This window comes from Mesorhizobium sp. M2A.F.Ca.ET.043.05.1.1 (assembly GCF_003952445.1).
In the GTDB taxonomy this organism is placed as follows: domain Bacteria; phylum Pseudomonadota; class Alphaproteobacteria; order Rhizobiales; family Rhizobiaceae; genus Mesorhizobium.
This window is the reverse complement of record NZ_CP034446.1, coordinates 764,329-784,754: the sequence shown is the minus strand read 5'-3', so window position 1 is coordinate 784,754 and position 20,426 is coordinate 764,329. Positions and strand designations below refer to the sequence as shown.

17 protein-coding genes are annotated in these 20,426 nt (G+C 65.2%); 8 read left to right on the top strand and 9 right to left on the bottom strand.

Annotated elements, in window-relative coordinates:
• Positions 1 to 10: 10 nt before the first annotated feature.
• A complete protein-coding gene (locus tag EJ069_RS03685) occupies positions 11 to 1,426 on the bottom strand; it encodes an FAD-linked oxidase C-terminal domain-containing protein (RefSeq protein WP_126060133.1) in 1,416 nt (471 codons plus the stop codon).
• 165 nt (positions 1,427 to 1,591) lie between these two features.
• On the opposite strand from EJ069_RS03685, the gene EJ069_RS03680 reads away from it, so the two are divergent.
• On the top strand, positions 1,592 to 2,077 hold the full coding sequence (locus tag EJ069_RS03680; RefSeq protein ID WP_126060132.1) for a thioesterase family protein: 486 nt from the start codon (positions 1,592 to 1,594) through the stop codon (positions 2,075 to 2,077).
• A gap of 145 nt (positions 2,078 to 2,222) precedes the next feature.
• Positions 2,223 to 2,420, top strand: coding sequence for a hypothetical protein (locus tag EJ069_RS03675; RefSeq protein ID WP_042644109.1), 198 nt, complete (start codon positions 2,223 to 2,225; stop codon positions 2,418 to 2,420).
• Positions 2,421 to 2,431: 11 nt separating this feature from the next.
• On the opposite strand, the gene EJ069_RS03670 is transcribed toward EJ069_RS03675, so the two are convergent.
• Positions 2,432 to 2,908, bottom strand: coding sequence for an Lrp/AsnC family transcriptional regulator (locus EJ069_RS03670; protein WP_126060131.1), 477 nt, complete (start codon positions 2,906 to 2,908; stop codon positions 2,432 to 2,434).
• Between the two features lie 88 nt (positions 2,909 to 2,996).
• Here EJ069_RS03670 and EJ069_RS03665 point away from each other — a divergent pair, with 88 nt between their 5' ends.
• Positions 2,997 to 3,920, top strand: coding sequence for a DMT family transporter (locus EJ069_RS03665; RefSeq protein ID WP_126060130.1), 924 nt, complete (start codon positions 2,997 to 2,999; stop codon positions 3,918 to 3,920).
• Positions 3,921 to 3,929: 9 nt separating this feature from the next.
• On the opposite strand, the gene EJ069_RS03660 is transcribed toward EJ069_RS03665, so the two are convergent.
• A complete protein-coding gene (locus EJ069_RS03660; RefSeq protein WP_189476443.1) occupies positions 3,930 to 4,778 on the bottom strand; it encodes a dienelactone hydrolase family protein in 849 nt (282 codons plus the stop codon).
• Between the two features lie 356 nt (positions 4,779 to 5,134).
• Between EJ069_RS03660 and EJ069_RS03655 the strand changes: the two genes are divergently transcribed.
• A complete protein-coding gene (locus EJ069_RS03655) occupies positions 5,135 to 5,569 on the top strand; it encodes a hypothetical protein (RefSeq protein ID WP_126060129.1) in 435 nt (144 codons plus the stop codon).
• Between the two features lie 16 nt (positions 5,570 to 5,585).
• Here the strand turns inward: EJ069_RS03655 and EJ069_RS03650 are convergent, their stop codons facing one another.
• Positions 5,586 to 7,898 carry a glucose/quinate/shikimate family membrane-bound PQQ-dependent dehydrogenase gene (locus EJ069_RS03650; RefSeq protein WP_126060128.1) on the bottom strand — a complete coding sequence of 771 codons (2,313 nt, stop codon included), beginning with the start codon at positions 7,896 to 7,898 and terminating at the stop codon, positions 5,586 to 5,588.
• 238 nt (positions 7,899 to 8,136) lie between these two features.
• Here EJ069_RS03650 and EJ069_RS03645 point away from each other — a divergent pair, with 238 nt between their 5' ends.
• On the top strand, positions 8,137 to 10,779 hold the full coding sequence (locus EJ069_RS03645) for a UvrD-helicase domain-containing protein (RefSeq protein WP_126060127.1): 2,643 nt from the start codon (positions 8,137 to 8,139) through the stop codon (positions 10,777 to 10,779).
• A 9-nt stretch (positions 10,780 to 10,788) separates the two neighbouring features.
• Here EJ069_RS03645 and EJ069_RS03640 read toward each other — a convergent pair whose 3' ends face one another.
• The 5 genes from EJ069_RS03640 to EJ069_RS03620 all read right to left on the bottom strand — a co-directional run bounded on the left by EJ069_RS03640 (position 10,789) and on the right by EJ069_RS03620 (position 15,748).
• Positions 10,789 to 11,835 (bottom strand): ABC transporter permease, encoded by a 1,047-nt coding sequence (locus tag EJ069_RS03640; RefSeq protein WP_126060126.1) that lies wholly within the window; start codon positions 11,833 to 11,835, stop codon positions 10,789 to 10,791.
• The gene (locus EJ069_RS03635) at positions 11,832 to 12,629 is read right to left on the bottom strand and encodes an ATP-binding cassette domain-containing protein (protein WP_126060125.1); all 798 of its coding nucleotides are present in this window, start codon (positions 12,627 to 12,629) and stop codon (positions 11,832 to 11,834) included. Before EJ069_RS03635 ends, EJ069_RS03640 begins: the two co-directional genes overlap by 4 nt.
• Positions 12,630 to 12,717: 88 nt before the next feature.
• Entirely contained in the window at positions 12,718 to 13,725 is a 1,008-nt protein-coding gene (locus EJ069_RS03630) for a substrate-binding domain-containing protein (RefSeq protein ID WP_126060124.1), read from the bottom strand.
• A gap of 83 nt (positions 13,726 to 13,808) precedes the next feature.
• Entirely contained in the window at positions 13,809 to 14,714 is a 906-nt protein-coding gene (locus EJ069_RS03625; RefSeq protein WP_189476155.1) for a sugar phosphate isomerase/epimerase, read from the bottom strand.
• Positions 14,715 to 14,716: 2 nt separating this feature from the next.
• Complete coding sequence (locus tag EJ069_RS03620; RefSeq protein ID WP_126060122.1) at positions 14,717 to 15,748, bottom strand: Gfo/Idh/MocA family oxidoreductase; 1,032 nt, start codon at positions 15,746 to 15,748, stop codon at positions 14,717 to 14,719.
• A 197-nt stretch (positions 15,749 to 15,945) separates the two neighbouring features.
• Here EJ069_RS03620 and EJ069_RS03615 point away from each other — a divergent pair, with 197 nt between their 5' ends.
• The 3 genes from EJ069_RS03615 to EJ069_RS03605 all read left to right on the top strand — a co-directional run bounded on the left by EJ069_RS03615 (position 15,946) and on the right by EJ069_RS03605 (position 20,323).
• Positions 15,946 to 16,971, top strand: coding sequence for a LacI family DNA-binding transcriptional regulator (locus EJ069_RS03615; protein ID WP_126060121.1), 1,026 nt, complete (start codon positions 15,946 to 15,948; stop codon positions 16,969 to 16,971).
• A 290-nt stretch (positions 16,972 to 17,261) separates the two neighbouring features.
• Positions 17,262 to 18,743, top strand: a complete 1,482-nt coding sequence (locus EJ069_RS03610; protein ID WP_126060120.1) for an esterase-like activity of phytase family protein — start codon at positions 17,262 to 17,264, stop codon at positions 18,741 to 18,743.
• A gap of 107 nt (positions 18,744 to 18,850) precedes the next feature.
• Positions 18,851 to 20,323 (top strand): MATE family efflux transporter, encoded by a 1,473-nt coding sequence (locus tag EJ069_RS03605; protein ID WP_126060119.1) that lies wholly within the window; start codon positions 18,851 to 18,853, stop codon positions 20,321 to 20,323.
• Positions 20,324 to 20,426 lie beyond the last annotated feature (103 nt).

Genomic DNA, 20,426 nt, shown 5'->3' with positions numbered 1-20,426 from the left:
GGGCGGCGCGTTACCCCGCCGCCGGCAGAATCTTGCCCGGATTCATGATGTTGAGCGGGTCGAGCGCCTGCTTGATGGTGCGCATGATATCGACGCCATGCCCTAGTTCGTGACGCAGGAAGCCGACCTTGCCCTGGCCGATGCCGTGTTCGCCGGTGCAGGTGCCTTCCATGGCGATCGCGCGCATGTTGAGCCTGGCGACGAATTTTTCCGCAAGCGCGATCTCGGCCGGGTTGTCGACATCCATCAGCACCAGCACGTGGAAATTCCCGTCGCCGGCATGGCCAACGATCGGCGCGACGAGGCCCATCTCGGCTATGTCGGCCTCCGTTTCGGTGACGCACTCGGCAAGCCGCGAGATCGGCACGCAGACATCGGTCGACAGGCCCTTGGCGCCGGGACGCAGCGTCAGCGACGACCAGTAGGCGTCGTGCCGCGCCTTCCAGAGCTTTGTCCGCTCTTCCGCGACGCTGGTCCACAGGAACGGCCCGCCGCCATTCTCCTCGGCGATCATGCCAAAGGTTTCGGCCTGTTCGGCCACGCCCGCGTCGCTGCCGTGGAACTCGACGAACAGGCACGGGCTTTCCGGATAGTCGAGCTTGGAATAATTCTTCATCGCCCGCATCTGCAGCGCGTTGACCAGCTCGATGCGGGCCACCGGAATGCCCATCTGGATGGTCGCGATCACCGTGTTGCAGGCCGCCTCCAGGCTCGGAAAGGGGCACACGCCGCCGGAGATCGCCTGCGGGATGCCCTGCAGTCGGAGCGTCAGCGAGGTGATGATGCCGAGCGTGCCTTCCGAACCAACCAAAAGCCGCGTCAGGTCGTAGCCGGCCGAGCTTTTCTTCGCCCGCTTGCCGGTCGTCACCGTCTCGCCGTCGGCCATGACCGCGGTCAGCGACAGCACGTTTTCGCGCATCGTCCCGTAGCGCACCGCGTTGGTGCCGGAAGCCCTGGTCGCCGCCATGCCGCCCAGCGAAGCATTCGCGCCCGGATCGATCGGGAAGAACAGGCCGGTGTCGCGCAGATGCCTGTTGAGGTCCTCGCGCGTCACGCCGGGCTCGACCGTGCAGTCGAGATCCTGCGGATTGACGGCGAGGATCCGGTTCATGCGCGAGGTGTCGATGGAAATGCCGCCACCCGGCGCGTTGGTGTGGCCCTCGAGCGAGGAGCCGACGCCGAAGGCGATCACAGGCACGCGGTGGGCAGCGCAGGCGCGCACGATCTCCTGCACATCCTCGGTCGTCTCGACGAAGGCGACGCCGTCCGGCGCCTGGGTCGGGATATAGGTGGTGGTGTGCGCGTGCTGGCCGCGTATCGCCTCGCCGGTCTGGAAGCGCTCGCCGAAGCGCTGCTTGAGGATGCCGAGCACCGCGGCAATGCCTTCCTCGTTGCGTTCGACGGGATTGAGGTCGCTCAAAGCCATGAATTCCTCCGCGAATGGACCAGCGGCCACTCTTGATATGCAGCTATGGATGATGCCTAAAGCAATTCCAGGAAAAGTGTGAAGCGGTTTTCCGTCCGGAATTGCGCCGGAACAAAGAGAACCTCACCCACCACCCCCTGTCCAGCGACGATCAAGGAAAATCAGATGACCATCCCCGCCCCGTTCATTTCCGACCCGATGGACATCGAGAAGGACTGGATCGACTACAACGGCCATCTCAACATGGCCTATTACAACGTGCTGTTCGACCGCTGTTCGGACGTGGCCTTCGAGATGATGGGCATGGGGCCGAACTACGCAAGGGATCGCCGCCTCACCATCTACACGGCGGAAGTCCATGTCTGCTATGTCCAGGAGCTGCACCTCGACCACAAGGTGAAGGTCTCGTTCCAGCTCATCGACCACGACGAGAAGCGGCTCAGGGCCTATCAGGAAATCCGCCATGTCGACGGCTGGCTGGCCGCCACATCCGAGCAGCTTGCCCTGCATGTCGACATGGCCGGGCCGCGGGTCGCCCCCTTCCCGGCCGACGTGATGGCGAAGGTCGAAGCGATGCGCGCCGCGCATGCGGCGCTGCCGATGCCCGAGCGCGCCGGCCGCTCGATCGGCATCAAGCGCAAGAGCGCTTGAAAACCGGCGCGCCCGCGTTAACCTTACCAAGGTTTTAACGTGAACAAGTCGCTTGAGTCCGTTGAACGACTCAGTGACGCGTTTGAAAACCGCCCTACCGGGTTTGCGCGCGGGCGGCTGGCGGAATGCGGTGCGAGGACAGTGCATGAAAACCGACATCAAGGTCGAGGTGGAGCGCTTGGCGGCCGATCCACGCATCACCGACTATGATTTCTGGCGATCGCTGAAGAACGTCGACAACGAGATCTTCCACATCGCCAACAACAACGAGCCTATCCCGTTCGACATGATACGCTGGCGCGCGATTTTGACCCAGGCGCGCATGCGGCGCGGCCACGCCTGATTCGTCCCCCGTCACTTTTGCCTGAACCCGCGCAGCGGCGAGCGCGGCTCGACCGGTGACGACTGGATGATGGCCGTGTTGGTCATCGCGTAAGGGATGATCCGGTCGATCACCCGCTCGAGTTCGCTCACCGAGCCGACATGCGCCAGCGCGATGAAGCAGTCCTCACCGGTCACGCGGTCGCATTGCGCGATCTCCGGCAGCTCGCGGATGATGTCCGCCACGACGGAAAGCTGTCCCGGAACCGGTCTGATCCTCAGCCAGGCCGACAGTTTCAGCCCGAGCGCGGCCGGATTGATCCTGACCGTATAGGCCTCGATCACGCCGTTCTCCTGCAGCTTGCGGAGGCGCTCCGCCACGCTCGGCGCCGACAGCCCGACCGCGCGCGCCAATTCCGCCGTGCTGATGCGCGCGTCCTTTTCCAGGAGCCGCAGGATCTTCAGGTCCACAGCGTCCAGCTCGGCATCTTCATTTCGACGGTTTTTCAATTTTTTTGTCTTCCATTGGAGTCCAAAACGACAAACAGAACGTCGATCGCACATATAAGTCATGCATTTCGCCTGCGATAATGCGCGCATGACCAGCCAAACGCAAACGCCAGCTGCAAACCCGGCCGCCGGCAGAACCGACGCCCCGCGCCCCATCCTTGCCCTCGGGGGATTGGCCAATGCGCTGCCGCCGCATGTCTGGTTCTGCGTCAGCGCCGTGTTCCACTATCTCGGGCCGGCTTTCGCAGTGCTGCTTTTCGACCAGGTCGGCGTGCTCGGCATGGCCTGGCTGCGCATCGCCACCGCCGCTCTCATCTTCGCCCCATTGACCAGGCCCTGGCGCGTCTTCGCGCGCGCCGACCGCGCTCAGCGACTGCTTTTGCTGGCCTTCGGCGTCTGTCTGGCGGTGATGAACTGCTCGTTCTATCTGGCGCTCGACCGCCTGCCGATCTCTCTGGTGGCGGCGATCGAGTTCGTCGGCACGATCGGGGTGGCGCTGGTCGGCCTGCGCAGCCCGCGCAACTTTGCCGCGCTGGCTGTCGCGGTCATCGGCACCTTGCTGCTCATCGACGTCAAATGGTCGAGCGATCCGGCCGGCCTGTTCTGGGCCTTTCTCAACGGCGCTCTCTTCGTCGGCTATATCGTGATCGGCCATCGCGTCGCCCAGGCAGGCTACGGCATTGCCGGCCTCGGCGCCGCCATGGCGGTCGCATTCCTCGTCGTGTTGCCCATCGGCTTCCGCGAGGCGCTGCCCGCCTTCTCGTCGCCGCAACTGCTTGTCGCGGCGATCGGCGTCGGCGTCTGCTCCTCGGTCATCCCCTATATCTGCGACCAGCTCGCCATGGCGAGGCTGCCGCGCGCGAGCTTCGCGCTGATGCTCTCGTTCCTTCCGCTCACGGCAACGCTGATCGGCGTCATCGTGCTGCGCCAGGTGCCGAGCGCCACGGACTGCATCGGCATTGCGCTGGTGATCGCGGGCGTCGCCATGCATAAGCCGGCAGCAAATACCTGAACTGTTCGGCTAGGTGAGCTTCTCTTTGAGAAACGCGATCGTCCGGCCCCAGGCGAGATCGGCGGCTTTCTTGTCATAACGCGCGGCCGAGGTGTCGTTGTTGAAGGCGTGGTTGGCGCCCTCATAGACATAGACCTTGTATTCGACATGCGCGGCGCCGAGCGCTTTCTTGTAGGCATCGATGCCCGCATTGGTCCGGCTGTCGAGACCGGCATAATGAAGGAGCAGCGGCGCCTTGATCTTCGCGGCATCCTCGGCCTTGGGCTGCATGCCATAATAGGCGACGCCAGCGCTGAGATCGGGCGCATGGACGGCCAGCTGGTTCACCGCGCCGCCGCCCCAGCAGAAGCCGACCGCCCCGACCTTGCCGTTGCCGTCCTTGAGGTTCTTGAGATAGGCGACCGTCGCCACCCCGTCTGCCGCGACTTGGGCAGGGTCGAGCTTGGCGAACATGTCGCGCGCCTTATCCTCGTCGGATGGCGTGCCGCCAAGCGGCGACAGGAAGTCCGGCGCGAGCGCCACGAACCCTTCCAGCGCCACGCGTCGGGCGACATCGCGGATATGCGAGTTGAGCCCCCTGTTCTCATGGATGACGATGACGGTGCCAAGCTTGCCCTGCTGGTCGGCCGGCTTGACCAGATAGGCTTTCATCTCGCCGCTCGAGCCGGGATAGGTGATGTCCTCGCCCTTAACGCGGCCATCGTCCTCGGCGACGATCGCCGCCTTGGCGGAGTTGGCCGCCAGCATCGGCGCGATCGCGGCCGCCGCGGCGCCCGAGCCCGCCAGCCTCGTCAGCTGCTCCATAAAGCGGCGTCGGTCGAGCGTCAGATGCGTGTATTCGTCATAGGCGTCGATCATCGCCTGAGTAATAGGAGGTTGCGTGATGATGGGCTGCGTGGGCTCGCAACGGGTTCGGTCATGGCTGTCCTCGACGTAGTGCATGTCGCCCAAAAGTGCGCAGCGCGACACGGGAATCCATTTCCGACGTGGCGCGCTTTAGGCGGGTGATCCGCAAGATAGGGTCGAGAGCTGCAGGGTCCAGTCACGCCGGGGTGACAGATCCTGCGAGGGATTCCTGACGGAGCGGTGCGCCGGCAAGCCAGCTTGATTCATCACATTTTGGTCATTTCCGAAAGGCTTGATGGTGCTGTCACATTGGGACGAGAAATTGCCGGAGCCGCCTTGCCGATACGAATGACGAAAAGGGGAATGCCATGAACGTCCAGGATATCATCAACACCGTTTCCTCGAAGGCCGGCCTCGACGAGCCGACTACCGAGAAAGTCGTCGGCACCATCTTTTCCGTGCTGGAGCACGAGGCGGAAGGCACCAGCGTTTCGTCTTTCTTCGCCCAGATCCCCGGCGCCGACGCGCTGGCCCAGAAATATGACGTGATGGTCGCCGGCGCGGCCAATTCGGGCGGCGGCCTGCTGTCGTCGCTGCAAGGGGCGCTTGGCGGCGTGCTCGGCGAGAAGGCCGGCGCGCTGATCAACGGCATCGCGGCGCTTAAAGCGTCCGGCCTCGACATGGCGCAGATCCGGCAGGCCGGCGAGACCCTGATCAAGCAGGCCGAAGCTGCCGCCGGCCCCGATCTCACCAATCAGGTGCTGGACCAGGTGCCCAGCCTGCGGGGCCATCTCGGGCTTTGAAGCCCGACGCCTTCCCTCACTTGGGCAGCGTGTAGGCCATCACATAGTCGCCCGGCTTGGTGCCGACGGAGCCGTGGCCGCCGGCGACGATGACGACGAACTGGCGGCCGTCGGCCACTGTGTAGGTCATCGGCGTCGCCTGGCCGCCCGCCGGCAGCCGCGCCTGCCAGAGCTGCCTGCCGGTGGTGAGGTCGTAGGCGCGCAGATAGTCATCGACCGCCGCGCCCAGGAAAGCGACGCCGCCCGCCGTGATCATCGGCCCGCCGATGCCTGGAACGCCGACCTTGAGCGGCAATGGCAGCGGCGTCATGTCGTAGACGGTGCCGTTGCGGTGCTTGTAGGCGATGTTTCCGGTCTTCAGGTCGACACCGGCGACATAGCCCCAGGGCGGCGCCTGGCAGGGGATGCCGAGCGGCGACAGGAACGGCCCCATCACCACCGCGTAAGGTGCGCCCTCGTTGCGGTTCAGCCCCTGCTCGCTGCCCTTGGTGTCGCCTGGCGGCGGCACGTCCGCGCGCGGGATGAGCTTGGACGTGAACGCCAGGTAGGTCGGCATGCCGAACATCACCTGCCGCACCGGATCGACCGCGACACCGCCCCAGTTGAAGACGCCGAAATTGCCGGGATAGATCAGCGAGCCCTGCAGCGAGGGCGGCGTGTAGCGCCCCTCATAGCGCAATTTCTTCAACTCGATCCGGCAGGCCAGCTGATCGAACAGAGTGATGCCCCACATGTCGGCGCCGGTCAGCGGCTTCGGATTGAAGGAAAGGTCGGAGGCCGGCTGTGTCGGCGAGGCATGATCGCCCTCAATGGCGCCACCGGGGGCCGGCACGTCCTTCACCGGAATGATCGGCTCGCCCGTGCGCCGGTCGAGGACGTAGAGATCGCCCTGCTTGGTCGGCCCGACCAGCGCCGGCACGATGCCGTTTGCCGTCGTGATGTCGACCAGCGACGGCTGCGCCGGCACGTCCATGTCCCACAGATCGTGATGCACGGTCTGCCGCACCCAGCGCAATTGTCCGGTGTTGAGATCGAGCGCGGCGATCGAGGAGGAGAACTTCTCGACATTGGCGCTGCGGCCCATGCCAAGCTGGTCCGGCGTCTGGTTGCCGAGCGGCACGTAAAGCAGCCCGAGCTTCTCGTCGGCGCTGGCGGTCGACCACATGTTGGGCGAGTTGTGGGTATAGGTCTGCCCGGCGGGCAGCGGCGTCGTCACATCCGGATTGCCGGAATCCCAGTTCCACAGCAGCGCGCCGGTGTCGACGTCGAAGGCGCGGATGACGCCCGACGGCTCCTCGGTTGAGTAATTGTCGTTGACCGCGCCGCCGACGATGATCTTGCCGGCGACGATCAGCGGCGCCGAGGTCGAATAGTAATAGCCCGATTTCGGATAAGGCATATTGCCCATCAGGTTCAGCGTGCCGCCCTCGGCGAAGGACGGACACAACTGCCCGTTGGTGGCGTCGAGTGCGATCAGGCGAGCGTCCGACGTCGGCAGGTAGACGCGCTGCGCGCAGGGCTGGCCGGCGGCGATCTTGGCATCGGCATAATAGGACACGCCGCGGCAGGTCTGGTGCTGGCGGTTGTTGTCGAGCTTGATCTTGGGATCGTAGCGCCACTTTTCCTTGCCGCTCGCGGCATCGATGGCGATGGCGAAGTTGTGCGGCGTGCAGATGAAGAGCGCGTCGCCGATCTTCAGCGGCGTCACCTGATAGGTCGTTTCGCCGATATCGTCGGGGCCTTTCACATCGCCGGTGCGGTAGGTCCAGGCTGGCTGCAACTTGGCGACATTGTCGGGCGTGATCTGGTCGAGCGGCGAATAGCGCTGTCCGAACGGCGTGCGGCCATAGAAGTGCCACTCGCCGGCCGGCATGTCGCCGCCGAGATTGGCCGCCGCCGCCACCTTTTCGGTGCCGAGCGTGCCGGCGATGTCGTGCGGATCGGCGGTCATCGAATAACCGGCGACCGCCAGCGAGGCGAGCACGGCCAGGATCAGTGGCGCGCGTCCGTCGGGGCCGCGCAAGCCGCGCCTTGCCCATGGCGTCAGAAGCCACAGGGCGATGAGCACGATGACGCCGCCGCGCGGACCGAGCTGCCACCAGTCGAAGCCGATTTCCCACACCGCCCAGCACAAAGTGGCGAGCACGAACAGCGCGTAGAGCCAGAGCGAGGTCGACCTGCGCCTGAACAGCAGCCAGGCCGTGATCAGGAAGACGAGGCCGGCGATCAGGTAGTACCAACTACCACCCAGCGCGACGAGCCAGATGCCGCCGCCGCCGAGAATGAGACCGATGAGGAAGAGGACGAGGGAGGTGATGGTGACAGCCAAGACGGTGCTCCTTCGACTGTTGCGCGCATCAAGCAATTCCAGGAAAAGCGTGAAGCGTCTTTCCGTCCGGAACTGCGTCAAACAAGATAGAGCAGCTTGCGGGGTGCGACAGGCCCCGCCCTGCCGGCAGCTTTCCCCTCACCCGCTCCGGCTGTCAAGTTGATCCGGGACACGCGAAACTAGAACAAAACGTAGACAGTTCTGGTCTTTCGCTCCCGAATCACTACATTCGGGGGCGATGTCGGGCTTTTCCGAAGACATGCCTTTTTTCGATGAACCGAATGCGCGGCCGGCTGCGGCCCCGTCCGGCATAGCCGCGCGCGCCATGGCGGCGCGCAGCGGCCAGAACAGCGCGCCCGATTATCTGAAGGGCCTGAACCCGGAGCAGCGGCTCGCCGTCGAGACGACCGAAGGCCCGGTCCTGGTGCTTGCCGGCGCCGGCACCGGCAAGACGCGCGTGCTCACCACCCGCATCGCCCACATTCTTGCCACCGGCAGGGCCTTCCCGTCGCAGATCCTGGCCGTCACCTTCACCAACAAGGCCGCGCGCGAGATGAAGCAGCGCATCGGCCACCTGATCGGCGAAGGCAATGTCGAGGGCATGCCCTGGCTCGGCACCTTCCACTCGATCGGCGTGAAGCTGTTGCGGCGCCATGCCGAGCTTGCCGGGCTGAAATCCGATTTCACCATCCTCGACACCGACGACGTGGTGCGGCTGATCAAGCAGTTGATCCAGGCCGAAGGGCTGGACGACAAGCGCTGGCCTGCCAAGACCTTCGCCCAGATGCTCGACAACTGGAAGAACAAGGGCCTCGGCCCCGACGAGATTGCGGAAGGCGATGCGCGCAGCTTCGGCAACGGCAAGGGCCGCCAACTCTACAAGGCCTATCAGGAACGCCTGCAGACGCTGAACTCCTGCGACTTCGGCGACCTGCTCTATCACCCGATCCGCATCTTCCGCGCCTATCCGGACGTGCTGAAGGACTATCACCGCAAGTTCAAATACATACTGGTCGACGAGTACCAGGACACCAACACCGCGCAATACATGTGGCTGCGCCTGCTGGCGCAGCGGCCCAATGCCGGGCGCTCTGCGAGTTCCGACTCGGCCGAAGGCCGCAAGCCCGACCGGGCGTCCGAGCCGTTGCGAGGCCCCCGCGGAGGGCCCGCGCCGGCAGGCGCGGAACAGCCCGTGAGCGTGAATATTTGCTGCGTTGGCGACGACGACCAGTCGATCTATGGCTGGCGCGGCGCCGAGGTCGACAACATCCTGCGCTTCGACAAGGATTTCCCGGGCGCCACCATCATCCGGCTGGAGCGCAACTATCGCTCCACCGCGCATATCCTCGGTGCTGCCTCCCACCTCATCGCCCACAATGAGGGCCGCTTAGGCAAGACGCTGTTCACCGACCGCGACGACCCCGAGGACGACAAGGTGCATGTCCATGCCGCCTGGGATTCGGAGGAAGAGGCCAGGGCCATCGGCGACGCCATCGAGGCCTATCAGCGGCAGAAGCACAATCTGAATGACATGGCGATTCTTGTGCGTGCGTCCTTCCAGATGCGCGCCTTCGAAGACCGCTTCATCACGCTGGGCTTGAATTACCGCGTCATCGGAGGCCCGCGTTTCTACGAGCGCCTGGAAATCCGCGACGCGCTGGCCTTCTTCCGCGTCGTCGCCAACAGCGGCGACGACCTCGCCTTCGAGCGCATCGTCAACGTGCCAAAGAGGGGGCTCGGCGAAGCCACCATCCGCCAGATCCACGACACCGCGCGCGCCATGCGCGTGCCGATGCTGGAGGCGGCCGCGACGCTTGCCGAAAGCGACGAGCTGAAGCCGAAGCCGCGCGCCGCGCTCCGCGAGGTCGCCGCCAATTTCGAGCGCTGGCAGAAAGCGCTGGAAACGAAGCCGCACACCGAGCTCGCCGAGACCATTTTGGAAGAGAGCGGCTACACCGACATGTGGAAGAACGACCGTTCCGCGGACGCGCCGGGGCGGTTGGAAAACCTCAAGGAGCTGATCCGCTCGATGGAGGAGTATGAATCGCTCCGCTCCTTCCTCGAGCATGTCGCGCTGGTCATGGACGCCGAGCAGAATGCCGAGCAGGATGCCGTCTCGATCATGACGCTGCATTCGGCCAAGGGCCTCGAATTCGAAACCGTTTTCCTGCCCGGCTGGGAGGAGGGCCTCTTCCCCCACCAGCGCGCGCTGGACGAAGGCGGTCGCTCCGGCCTGGAGGAGGAACGCCGGCTTGCCTATGTCGGCCTGACGCGGGCGAAGAAGAACCTGCACATCTGGTTCGTCTCCAACCGTCAGATCCACGGGCTGTGGCAATCGACCATCCCGTCGCGCTTCGTCGACGAGCTGCCGGAAACCCATATCGACATCGCCGAAGGCGGCAATAGCTACGGCGGCTACGGCAATCCCTATGGCGGCGGCGCTTTTGCATCGGGACGCGGTGGCGGCCGGCAGAATCCTTACGGCGCCTCGCGCTTCGACAATGTCGGGGCGAAAGACCAGGGCAGCTTCTCCAACACCTATGCCACGCCCGGCTGGCAGCGCGCCCAGGCCAACCGCACCGAAGCGACCGACCGCAACTGGGGCACCCGCTCCGGCCATCAGGTCGAGCGCATCGGCTATGGCGAGACGGATAGCGGCTACGGCGCCGGCCGGACTAGTGTGAAGGGCCGTACTATCGAGGGCGAGCTGGTCGCCAAATCCGTCGCCGACACGCCATCCGCCTTCAATGTCGGCGACCGGGTATTTCACCAGAAATTCGGCAACGGCAACATCGCGGCGATCGAAGGCAACAAGCTCACCATCGACTTCGACAAGGCGGGGCAAAAGCGCGTGCTGGACGGGTTTGTCGCGCCGGTGTAATCGGCCTCCTCACCTGTACCTCGCCTGATTCCATTTATGGCCGAGCAGCGACAGGATGATGATCAGCCCGTTGAAGAACTGCACATAGAAGCCGCTGAGGCCCGCCGCCACCACGCCTGTCTGGATGAACGACACCGTGACCGCGCCGATCGCTCCGCCGACGACCGTGCCGATGCCGCCCCAGGTCGGCGTGCCGCCGACGAACACCGAGGCCAGCACGGGCAAGAGATAGCCGTCGCCCGCCGTTGGCCACCAGGTGAAGTTGATCATCACCGAGAAGGTGCCGGCGATCGCGGCGCCTATGCCGGTGAAGACGAACACCTTCACCCGCACGAGCTTGACGTCGATGCCCATCTGCTTGGCGCTATCCGGGTTGTCGCCGACCACCTTGACCTGCGCGCCGAAGCGGTGCCGGTTGAAGAGCAGCGCCGAGAACACGACGAAGGCGATGGCCCAGAAGATCTGCACCGGGATGCCCCATATCTGGCTGGAGAAGATCTTGTAGGCCGCGCTGTCGGCCAGATTGGTCAGCGCGGTCGACTTGCCCTCGTTGATGATCTGGATCAGGCCGCGCAGCAGGAAGTTCATGCCGAGCGTGGCGATCAGCGACGACAGCCCGCCATAGACGACCAGCGAGCCGACGAGGAAGCCGAGCAGCGTGCCGGTGACCAGAGCCGCGGCAATGCCGAGGAATGGATCGTAGCCGGCCTGCACCACCAGCGCGAAGACCCAGGAGGCGAAGCCCATCGTCGCCGGGAACGACAGGTCGATCTCGCCACAGGTGACGACGAAGACCAGCGGCACGACCACGAACAGCGCGACCGGCAGCGTCGTCAGCACCGAGCTGTAGAGATACCAGGTGGTGAAGACGGTCGGGTTGGCGATCATGAACACCGCCATCATGACGATGAACACCGCGAGCGTGCCGAGCGAAGCGCGGTTGTCGAGGACGAAGCCGCGCAGCCAGTGGTTCGACGGATGGCCCCACTCCTTGGCAGCCTGGCCGCTTGTTCTCCTGAGAGGCGTTTGCAGATCGGGTTCCATCGCCTTGCTCATTGCGCTCTCTGCTCCGCTTCGCCGGCCTCGTGCAGTCCCGGCAGGCCACCGGGATGCGCTACGTCTTCCATGAAGTTGATCAGGTCGTCGGCCGACTTCACCTCGCTGCGATCGGCCGTCAGCGCCACCTTGCCGCGGTCGAGCACGACGAAACGGTCGGCGATGTCGAAGACGTGGTGGATGTTGTGGCCGATGAACAGGATCGAGCGGCCGCTCGCCCGCACCTGGCGCACGAAATGGAAGACCTTTGCCGTCTCGGTCAGCGACAGCGCCGTCGTCGGCTCGTCGAGGATGATCAGTTCGGCCTGCTTGTAGATGGCGCGAGCGATCGCCACGCCCTGCCGCTCGCCGCCCGAAAGCTGGCCGACGATCGACTGCGGCGTGAACACTTTCGAGGTGAAGCCGATCTCGCGCATCAGCCGGCTCGCCTCCGCGACCTCCTTGTTGACCTTCAGCCATCCCATGAAGCCGGTGAGCTCGCGGCCCATGAAGATGTTGCGCACGATGGTCTGCTGCACGGCCAGAGCCCGGTCCTGGAACACGGTCTCGATGCCGGCGTCGCGCGAACGTGCCGCGCTCCATCCGCTGACCGGTTTGCCACGCACCAGGATTTCGCCGCTGGTCGGCCTGACCACGCCGGACAGGATCTTGATCAGCGTCGACTTGCCGGCGCCGTTGTCGCCGATCAGGCCGACCACTTCGCCGCGATCGACGCTGAGGTTGACGCCGCCCAGCGCATAGACCTGGCCGTAGGATTTCTTGATGTCGCGCAGTTCGATGATGCGTTCGCTCATGCGATCCTCGCTTGAATTGTCTGTTATGCCTGCCTCGTCCGCAGGCGGTCCCGCCGGCCGGGTTGGGTCCGGCCGGCGGCCTGGGAGGTCAGCGCAACGCCTGCTTGGCGAGCTCTGAGACGATCTCGTAGTTCTGCGGCGTGACGAAGCCGGCGCCGGTGTCGACATTCATGGGCGCAAGACCGAGCACCACCTGCTGGCACAGGCTGAGGATCGGCAGATAGCCTTGCATGAACGGCTGCTGGTCGGCCGTCAGCTGCACCCAGCCGCCCTTGAAGGCCTCGACGATCTGCGGGCTGGTGTCGAAGCCGAAATTGAAGATGTCGCCGGGCTTCCTGCCCGCCGCCTGCATGTAGGTGGCGACATTGCCGAGCATCTGCCCGCCGGGATAGCCGACCGCCTTGACACCGGGATTGTTGAGCAGCGCCGCAGTGATAGGCGGGATCGCGAGATTGGGATCGGCTGCCCATTCGGTTTGTGAATTGATCTGAACGACATCGACGCCGGCCTCCTTGAGCGCGGCGACCGTCCCACGCTCGCGCGCGCCGCGGCTCTCATTCTCGAACGGTCCGATCATGATCGCCTTGTCGCCGGCCTTCAGCCCGGCCAGCTTGAACGCCTCGGCGCCGAGCGCGCGCCCCTGCTGCTCCTGCTGCGCGCCGACATAACCGCCGCCGAACGCCGCCACCACGGTCGGTACCGGAACGTTCTGGTACATCATCTTGATGCCGTCCTTATGCGCCTGTTCGGCCAGCGGCATGATCGCAGCGTCGCCCGGATGGCCCATCATGGCGATGCCCTGCGGCTTGACGGCGACCGCCTCGCGCAATTGCTGCACCATCTTTTCGACGTCCCAGCCGGAAAAGATGTAGTCGACCTTCGGCCCGAGATCGGCCGCCGCCTGCTTGGCGCCATTGTAGACGATGGTGCCGAAGGCGTCGCCCTCGGCGCCGCCGACGAAGAAGCGGATGTGCACGTCCTTGCACCATTGGGCGTCAAGCGCCTTTGCCGGCAAGGTGGAAATCGAGGCGCAGAGCGCCGTGGCCGCCGCCACAACGGTCGAGCGCAGAACAGTTCTTCTGGTCGTGATGCTCATGCACGTTCCTCCCTTTTGGTCCCTCGCAAGCGGAGGGTTTCGACAATGATTTGGATCGGCCGGCTCCTCCCGCCGGCCGGCACTCAAACCGGATTGGGCAGGTAGCTGTTCCCTCCCCGGCATTGCTTGAGATATTCCAGCGCCCGGACCTGGCCGGTGATCTCGAGGTCGCCGCGATAGACCGGGTCGTGCCAGCCCTCGATGTCGATGGCGCCCTTGTAGCCGGCCAGCCGCAATTCGCTGATCACCCGCGTCCAGTCGCTGTCGCCGAAGCCCGGCGTGCGCATCTGCACGAAAGGCAGGCGGCCGAACACGCCATGCTCGCGGATGACGTCCCAGCGCACCGTCGCGTCCTTGCCATGGACATGGAAGATGCGCGGCGCCCATTTGCGGATCTGCGGGATCGGGTCGATCAGGTAGACGAGCTGATGGCAGGGCTCCCATTCGAGGCCGAGATTGTCGTTGGGCAACTCGTTGAACATCAGCTCCCAGGCGTCCGGGTTGTGGGCGATGTTCCAGTCGCCGCTCGCCCAATTGCCATCCATGGCGCAGTTCTCGAAGGCGATGCGCACGCCCTTGTCGGCGGCGCGCCTGGCCAGCGGCCCCCACACCTCGCGGAAGCGCGGCAGGCTGTCGGTCAGCTTCTTGCCGCGGATGCGGCCGGTGAAGCCGCAGACCATCGAAGCGCCGAACAGATGCGCGTTGTCGATCACCGTCTCCCAGGCGGCGAGCACGCCGCGATCAACCTCGCCGCTTTCGAGCGGATTGCCGAAAACGCCGAGCGACGACACGGTGACGTCCGCATCACCGATCGCTTCGCGAATTTCGCCAGCGAGGCGCTTTAGGTCCTTGCCGCCCAGCGTCTGCCAGAAGAAGGGCTGAATGCTCTCGAAGCCAAGCGGCAGGATGTCCCTGACATAGGCGGCCGGATCGTCGAGATTGGCCCGCACCATGGTGCCGATCCTGATATCGAGAAGCGGGTTCGGCATCGTCATCCTTCCTGGGTCGCGATCGCCACACGCCGTCCGGTCTCCGCGCTTTCGATCGCGCCGAAGACCATGGCGAGGCTTTTGATGTTGTCGACGCCGCGGGTTTCCGGCTCGCTGCCGGTTTCGATCGCGCGCATGAAATCCTGGATGATGCCGAGATGTCCGCCCACCCGATCGGCGGGGTCGAGCGCCGGCACCTCGATTGAATGCGTCTTGTCGATGATACCGTCGCGGCCCGACGCGACCACCTCCGCCTTCAGCCCGTCATGGCCGTCCCACAGCAGGCTGCCGCGCTCGGCGACGATGCGCCAGCTGCCTTCCCAGCTGGTGCGGAAACCGTCGGCGCACCAGGAGCCGGCATAGGTGAAGACCTTGCCGCCGCCGAGGTCGAAGACGGCGCTGGCCGACGAGCCCTGCCGGTACCACGAACTGGCCGGCTCCCATTCCTGGCAATAAACGCTGGCCGGCTCGCCAGCGACCATGTAGCGCGCGGCGTCGAAAGTGTGGATCGCCATGTCGAGCAGCAGCACATGGTCCATCTCCTCGCGAAAGCCGCCGAAATGCGGCGCGATGAAGAAATCGGCATGGATGCTGGTCGGCCTGCCGATGGCGCCGGAATCGAGGAAGCGCCTGATCCGCCTGACATTGGCGACATAGCGCCGGTTCTGCACGACCGCATGGACGCGCCCGGCCTGCCGCGCCGCCGCGATAATGGCCCGCGCATTCTCTGGGCTGTCGGCCAGCGGCTTTTCGGTCAGCAGGTGGCAATGATGGGCAAAGGCAGAAAGCGCGACCTCGCGGCGTGCCGCGGGAACCACGACATCGAACACGGCGTCGGGTTTCGTCTCGTCGAGGACGGCGTCGACGCTGGTGCCGATGACGGCGTTGCTGAGATCATATTCGCGCGCCCTCGTTCGCGCCCGCTCGGCATCGAGGTCGACAAGGCCGGCAATGGCGAGCCCGTCGATCTGCCTTGCGGCATCGAGCCACTGCCTGCTCATGGCTCCGCACCCGACCAGGACGACCTTCATCATCCAGCGCTCCTCCTCCGCTCGGCCCCTCCAGTCCGAGTGTCACGGCATTTCCGGCATCACCGTAAACGTTTTCCCGTAAACGTTTACGAGAACACACCCGATGGCATAGAATGTCAATCACCTGCTCGCGAAAATCGACACCCGCTGCTTGGCCTGAAGGGCGGCCGGTGCTAGCGAAGACAGGGGGAGAACCGGCCTTGGCGTCCAGCATCCACGATCTCGCGCGTCACCTGAACATTTCGATCGGCACCGTGTCCCGCGCGCTGAACGGCCGCGCCGATGTCAACGCGGAGACGCGCCAGCGCGTGCTGGAGGCGGCCAGGACGCTGAACTATTCGCCCAACCAGTCCGGCCGGAGTCTCAGGAAAGGCGCCACCCATTCGATCGCCTTCATGCTGCAACCGCATCCCGGCGACCAGCAATATGGCGAGCCGTTCTTCATCCCGTTCCTGACCGGTCTGCAGGCGCGGCTCGCCGAAAGCGACCTCGATCTGATGGTCGTTATGGGCGAGCCCGGCCAATATCAGCCGGAGAGGCTGCGCCGCGTGGTTGAGACGCGCCGGGCCGACGCGGTCGTGTTGGCCAATACACGGCGGGAAGACGACCGGATCGACTATCTCAGCAAGGCCGGCTTTCCCTTCGCCACGCTTGGCCGAAGTCAATCCGGCGGCGACAGCTATCCTTCGCTCGATATTGATTTCGAGAGGGCGGGTGAGGAAGCCGTCGACCGGCTGGTCGCGCGGGGCCACCGCCGCATTGCCGCCATCCGCCCTTCGCTCGATCTCAACTTCGGCTACCTGTTCCTCGACGGATACCGCAAGGCGCTGCAGCGGCACGGCATCGAGGTCGACCCCGGCCTGATCGCCGACGGCTTCATCAACGAGACCGGCGGCTATCAGGTGACGCCGCGCGTGATGCTCTCCAAGGACCGTCCGACAGCCATCATCTTCAACAATGACGCCATGGCGCTCGGCGGCTGCAAGGCACTGGCCGAGATGGGCATCAGGCCCGGCCAGGACATCGCGGTGATCGTCATCGTCGACACGCCGCTTTGCCGCTACTTCTCGCCAACGCTGACCGCCTTCCGTCCGTCGCTGGAGCCGATGGGCCGCCGGCTGGCCGAGATGCTGCTCGCCTCCCTCCCCGCCTTCGCCGGTCCCGAAGGCGCACGCATCATCCGAGAGGTCTGGCCGCTGGAGCTAGTCGCCAGAGAGAGCGATTGAGGCGTTAGCGCTTTCCCTTCTCCCCTTGTGGGAGAAGGTGTCGCCGAAGGCGACGGATCAGGGGTGTTCCAGGGAACGCCAGCGCCTCACTCTGCTGGAACACCCCTCATCCGTCTCGGCGCTATCGCGCCGATCCACCTTCTCCCACAAGGGGAGAAGGAAGAAGCGCCACCTGTCACGCAACCATCACGTTCACGTCCTAGACCGCTCGGCGGCAAGGGCTGGTTGCATCGTCGGCGCCGCGCCCTTTTGAGCCAATGGCCGCTCTGCTCGTCACGAAGGGGATTTCCATGAAACATCTCAACCGAACCGTCGCGCTCGGCGCGGCACTTGCCCTGTTCACCGCCCTCACCCCGGCGCTCGCCGACGGCGTCGCCTATGTCAACAAAGGCCTCGTCGGCGTCGGCCGCATTCCGGCCAGCCAGAAGGACAAGTTCGGCGAGACGTTCGGTTCGGGTTCCGGCATGGCGATCGACACCAAGGGCTGGTTGCGCGACGGCGCGGGCTACAAGGGCTCGCTCTGGCTGCTGCCGGATCGCGGCTATAATGTCGTCGGCACCACCGATTACCGCCCGCGCCTCAACACCATCGCGATCGAGCTGACCCCGACCGCTCCAGGTGCCGCGCCCGCCGGCGGGCAAGAACAGTCAGGCGTCAAGGCGACGCTCGCCGACACCATGCTCTTGACCGACGACAAGGGCGCCGATGCGACCGGTCTCGACCCGCTGAACGGCGTGCGCCCCGCCGCTGGCGACATGCCGATCCTGCCTCAGGCCGACAACGGCAAGCTTTCGCTGGACGACGAAGCGATCGTGCGCCTGCCCGACGGTACCATGTTCATCTCCGACGAATACGGCCCCAACATCTACCGCTTCTCGGCCGAGGGCCGCCTGATGTCGGCGACGCAGCCGCCCGCGGCCCTGGTGCCGATGCGCCACGGCAAGCCGAATTTCGCTTCCGACAATCCCGGCCCGGGTGCCGCCGAGCCCGATCCGAAGGATCCCGAGACCGGGCGCCAGAACAACCAGGGCCTTGAAGGCATGTCGATGACGCCCGACGGCAAGTTCCTGATCGCGGTGCTGCAGTCGGCGACCCGCCAGGACGGCGGCGATTCCGGCTCGACGCGCCAGAACACCCGCGCCCTGGTCTATGACGCTTCCGATCTCGCTCACCTCAAGCTGGCGCATGAATATGTCGTGCCGCTGCCGGTGTTCAAGGACGCCAAGGGCAAGACCAAGGTCGCCGCGCAGAGCGAGATCGTCGCGCTGTCCGACAAAAGCTTCCTGATGCTGGCGCGCGACTCGGGCAACGGCCAGGGCCTGAAGGGCGAAGAATCGGTCTATCGCAAGATCGAGATCGTCGACCTCTCCGCCGCGACCGACATCGCCAACGGTCCCTTCAATGCCGCCGACAAGCCGGTGGCGCCGAAAGGCGTGCTCGACCCGTCGGTGACACCGGCCAAGCTGACCTCCTTCATCGACATCAACGACACGGGCCAGCTCGGCCGCTTCGGCCTGCACAATGGCGCGCCGAACGACAGGAACAACCTGTCCGAGAAGTGGGAGGCGATGTCGCTGGCGCCCGTCCTCGATCCGAAGCTTCCCGACGACTATTTCCTGTTCGTCGCCAACGACAACGACTTTCTCACCCAGGACGGCTTCCAGGTCGGCGCGCCCTACAAGGCCGAGGACGGCGCCGATGTCGACACCACCTTCCTGGTCTACCAGGTCACCCTGCCTGGACTGTCTGGGAACAGCCTCGCCGCGAACTAGTTCTGCTTCAGCCGTATGCAGAGCGGGCATACGGCTGAGCGCGGAACGGATGCATGAGCATCAGGCCTGCGATAGCATCGCGGGCCTGATTCATTTTCGGTGCTGCCATGGATGACGACAAGCCCACTCGAAGGCGGACCCACGACCTGACCAGCGGGCCGATCCCGCGCACGCTGCTGCTGTTCGCGCTGCCGGTGCTGGGTTCCAACGTGCTGCAGTCGCTCAACGGCTCGATCAACGCGGTCTGGGTCGGCCGCTTCCTCGGCGAGGCTGCGCTGACGGCGACCTCGAACGCCAATCTGGTGCTGTTCCTGATCCTCGGCACGGTGTTCGGCATCGGCATGGCGGCGACCATCCTGGTGGCGCAGTCGGTCGGCGCCCGCGATCTGCCCGAGGCGAAGCGTATCGTCGGCACCAGCGCCACCTTCTTCTTCCTGGTCTCGGTCGTGTTCGCCGTCTGCGGCTGGATCTGGGTCGACGCCATCCTGACCGGGCTCGGCACGCCGTCGGACGCCTTGCCGCTGGCGCGCAGCTACCTGCGTATCATCTTCGTCGCGGTGCCGATGATGAACCTCCTGTCCTTCGTCATGACCGTGCTGCGCGGCGCCGGCGACTCGCGAACCCCGTTCGTCTTCATGGCGCTGGCGGTCGTTCTTGACGTCGTGCTCAATCCGCCGCTGATCCGCGGCGTCGGCCCCTTCCCCGAGCTCGGCATCGCCGGCTCGGCGACCTCGACGCTCATAGGTCAGACGGTGAGCGTCATCGCCATCCTGATCGTGCTTTATGTTCGCAAGCACCCGCTGCGGCTGGCAGGCGCCGACCTCGCTCTGCTGCGGCCCGACCCGGCGCTGCTGCGCATCGTCGTCTTCAAGGGCATCCCGATGGGCCTGCAGATGATCGTCATCTCGGCCGCGGCGCTCACCGTGATGGGCATCGTCAACTCCTACGGCTCGCAGGTCGCCGCCGCTTACGGCATCGCGGCGCAGCTCTGGACTTATATCCAGATGCCGGCGCTGGCCATCGGAGCCGCCGTCTCCTCGATGGCGGCGCAGAATGTCGGCGCCGGCCGCTGGGACCGCATCGGCAAGGTCGCCGCCTCGGGCGTCGGCTTCAACCTGGTGCTGACCGGTGCGCTGGTGGCGCTGCTCTTCGTCTTCGACCGCCCGGTGCTCAGCCTCTTCCTCAGCAATGACAGCGCCGCGATCGACATTGCCGCTCATATCAACAGGGTGGCGTCCTGGTCGTTCATCCTGTTCGGCATCACGATCGTGCTCTTCGCCACGGTGCGCGCCACCGGCGCCGTCATGCCGCCGCTGATCATCCTGATCATCTCGGTGTTGTTCATTCGCACCGGCTTTGCCTATTCGATGCGCAGCGTCCTCGGCCAGGAAGCGCTGTGGTGGAGCTTTCCGGCCGGCTCGATCGCTTCGCTAGTGCTCGCCGCCGCCTATTATCGTCTCGGGCGCTGGCGCACCACGCATATGATCGAGGGCCGCCCGGCGGCCGGCGAGCCGCCAGACACCGGCCTCGGCGTGCCGCGCCAGCGCGCCAATCTTGCGCCTGATACACCGGCCAGCTGAGATTTGGAGCAATTCCAGGAAAAGTGTGGGCGGTTTTCCGTCCGGAATTGCGTAAAAACAAGGAGATGGAGCGGTTTGCCGTTTCCATGAAACGGTGAAGCGC

What these genes read in the sequence shown, in the direction of transcription:
- EJ069_RS03685 (WP_126060133.1), bottom strand. Translation starts at nt 1,426, where the DNA reads ATGGCTTTGAGCGACCTCAATCCCGTCGAACGCAACGAGGAAGGCATT.
- EJ069_RS03680 (WP_126060132.1), top strand. Translation starts at nt 1,592, where the DNA reads ATGACCATCCCCGCCCCGTTCATTTCCGACCCGATGGACATCGAGAAG.
- EJ069_RS03675 (WP_042644109.1), top strand. Translation starts at nt 2,223, where the DNA reads ATGAAAACCGACATCAAGGTCGAGGTGGAGCGCTTGGCGGCCGATCCA.
- EJ069_RS03665 (WP_126060130.1), top strand. Translation starts at nt 2,997, where the DNA reads ATGACCAGCCAAACGCAAACGCCAGCTGCAAACCCGGCCGCCGGCAGA.
- EJ069_RS03660 (WP_189476443.1), bottom strand. Translation starts at nt 4,778, where the DNA reads ATGATCGACGCCTATGACGAATACACGCATCTGACGCTCGACCGACGC.
- EJ069_RS03655 (WP_126060129.1), top strand. Translation starts at nt 5,135, where the DNA reads ATGAACGTCCAGGATATCATCAACACCGTTTCCTCGAAGGCCGGCCTC.
- EJ069_RS03645 (WP_126060127.1), top strand. Translation starts at nt 8,137, where the DNA reads ATGTCGGGCTTTTCCGAAGACATGCCTTTTTTCGATGAACCGAATGCG.
- EJ069_RS03640 (WP_126060126.1), bottom strand. Translation starts at nt 11,835, where the DNA reads ATGAGCAAGGCGATGGAACCCGATCTGCAAACGCCTCTCAGGAGAACA.
- EJ069_RS03635 (WP_126060125.1), bottom strand. Translation starts at nt 12,629, where the DNA reads ATGAGCGAACGCATCATCGAACTGCGCGACATCAAGAAATCCTACGGC.
- EJ069_RS03630 (WP_126060124.1), bottom strand. Translation starts at nt 13,725, where the DNA reads ATGAGCATCACGACCAGAAGAACTGTTCTGCGCTCGACCGTTGTGGCG.
- EJ069_RS03625 (WP_189476155.1), bottom strand. Translation starts at nt 14,714, where the DNA reads ATGCCGAACCCGCTTCTCGATATCAGGATCGGCACCATGGTGCGGGCC.
- EJ069_RS03620 (WP_126060122.1), bottom strand. Translation starts at nt 15,748, where the DNA reads ATGATGAAGGTCGTCCTGGTCGGGTGCGGAGCCATGAGCAGGCAGTGG.
- EJ069_RS03610 (WP_126060120.1), top strand. Translation starts at nt 17,262, where the DNA reads ATGAAACATCTCAACCGAACCGTCGCGCTCGGCGCGGCACTTGCCCTG.
- EJ069_RS03605 (WP_126060119.1), top strand. Translation starts at nt 18,851, where the DNA reads ATGGATGACGACAAGCCCACTCGAAGGCGGACCCACGACCTGACCAGC.